This is a genomic window from Campylobacter sp. IFREMER_LSEM_CL2194 (genome assembly GCF_025771685.1).
Lineage (GTDB): Bacteria > Campylobacterota > Campylobacteria > Campylobacterales > Campylobacteraceae > Campylobacter_D.
Genome location: NZ_JAKMQS010000040.1, coordinates 1 through 1,708, shown reverse-complemented (window position 1 = coordinate 1,708; position 1,708 = coordinate 1). Strand labels below are relative to the sequence as shown.

1 protein-coding gene is annotated in these 1,708 nt (G+C 28.0%); it reads right to left on the bottom strand.

Going from position 1 to position 1,708, the window contains the following annotated elements; translation table 11 throughout:
• On the bottom strand, nucleotides 1-1,708 hold a 1,708-nt coding region (locus tag L8V79_RS08055), incomplete at both ends, for a hypothetical protein (protein ID WP_263703190.1).

Genomic DNA, 1,708 nt, shown 5'->3' with positions numbered 1-1,708 from the left:
GCTTATAAATATAGCTTTGTTGTTTTTATACTCATCTATATTTAAATTATTTATATGAGTATAATTATCATGAGTATTCTTAGCTATACCTGCACTAATTATTATTTCCCCTTCTCTTTTATCAGAAGCTGTACCTAGGGCTAAGTTATCAAAGATAAAAGTATTATTAGCGCTTTCATTTTTTGCATTAATAATATATACATTAGAACTAGCTGCACTTGAATAATCTTTAATATTTAAAGTATTATCATTAGCATTTTCATTAGCTCTTAAAATGATTTTAGAACCTTTATCTATATTAGAAGCATTAGATAAAGATTGCACCATATTATATTTTATAGTGTTTTTTTCTAAATTATCAGCTTCTATAATAGCAGTTAGGTTTCTACCTGATTTTACATTATCTAAAACTATACTATTAGCATTAGCACTACTTGCATAATAATCTTTATTATCTATACTAACCTTACTAACTCCATATAAGTATAAAGGCATAGCTATATTTGAGTTTTTAATAACAATATTGTTATTATTTGCTTTAGAACTTAGAGTTTGTGCTGCTGTGATTTGAATTTTATCTTGATGATTTTCAGTGGTAAGTCCTTTGGTTAAGTCTCCATTGATATTTATACTATTTCTACTAGCTCCTTTAGTAGCTACTCCACCATAAAGATTAAACTCATTTTTACCTGTAAAATTAGAATTGATTTCAAATGGCTTTTTAAGAGTAATATTAATATTATTATCATTAGCTATGCCATTATTAGTTATACCTGCATAAAAGTCTAAGAGTGCTTTTACTTCTATATTGGTATTTAATGCTAATAAGGTTTGCAAGTCTTTTATATCTATGGTGTTTTTATAAGCATTGCCTTGTATGATTTTACCCCCATAAACTGCTCCTACTAAAATAGCATTGTATGCTAATGGAGTATTTTTAGTATCCACTCTTAAATCTAGTTTTAAATCATTAATAATTACACCATTATTGCTTACTTCATAGCTTTGATTATTATTTACATCTACAAAAGCTCCACCTAAGTGAGTAGCAGCTGATGTTGAATAAGCTCCACTTGGACCATGGACTAATAAAGAAGCTCCATCTATAATAACCTTATTATTTTTAGCATTGCCATTATAAGTATAAGCTCCCACTACATGAGTCATTCTCTCATCAAAAATATTATCCCCTAAAGTGCTTTGTTTATAAGGGGTAGTATGAAAGTCTATCTTTACTCCCTTATTTAATATCACAGTATTATTATTAGTATTAGCATCAACCCCAAAAGCACCTAAGATATAAGGAGCACCATTTAAAGGTAAGGTATAGGTGTTTTCAACACCCATATTTACATAGGCATCTTTTAAGAAATTTAAAGTGTTATTGCTTGCTTCACCTTTTCTTGCTATAGCTGGAGTGATTAAAAAATTATATTTATTATCTAAGCCACTAGCTTTAGGATTAATTACTTCTTTATCGGTAGGTTTTAAATAATATACTGAAGATAATTCCCCTGCTTTTAATACTAAGGTATTATTATTTGCTTTTGCATTAAAGGTATAGGCTGAAACTAAAAAAGGTATATAGCTGATTTGATTTAGGGTAGTATTAGCTGAGTTAGAACTATGAAAGCCATTAACTACAAAAATATCTTCTTTAATACTTGGAGTGAGTATGTCTTGTTTAAAATATAAATCATTCATTTTT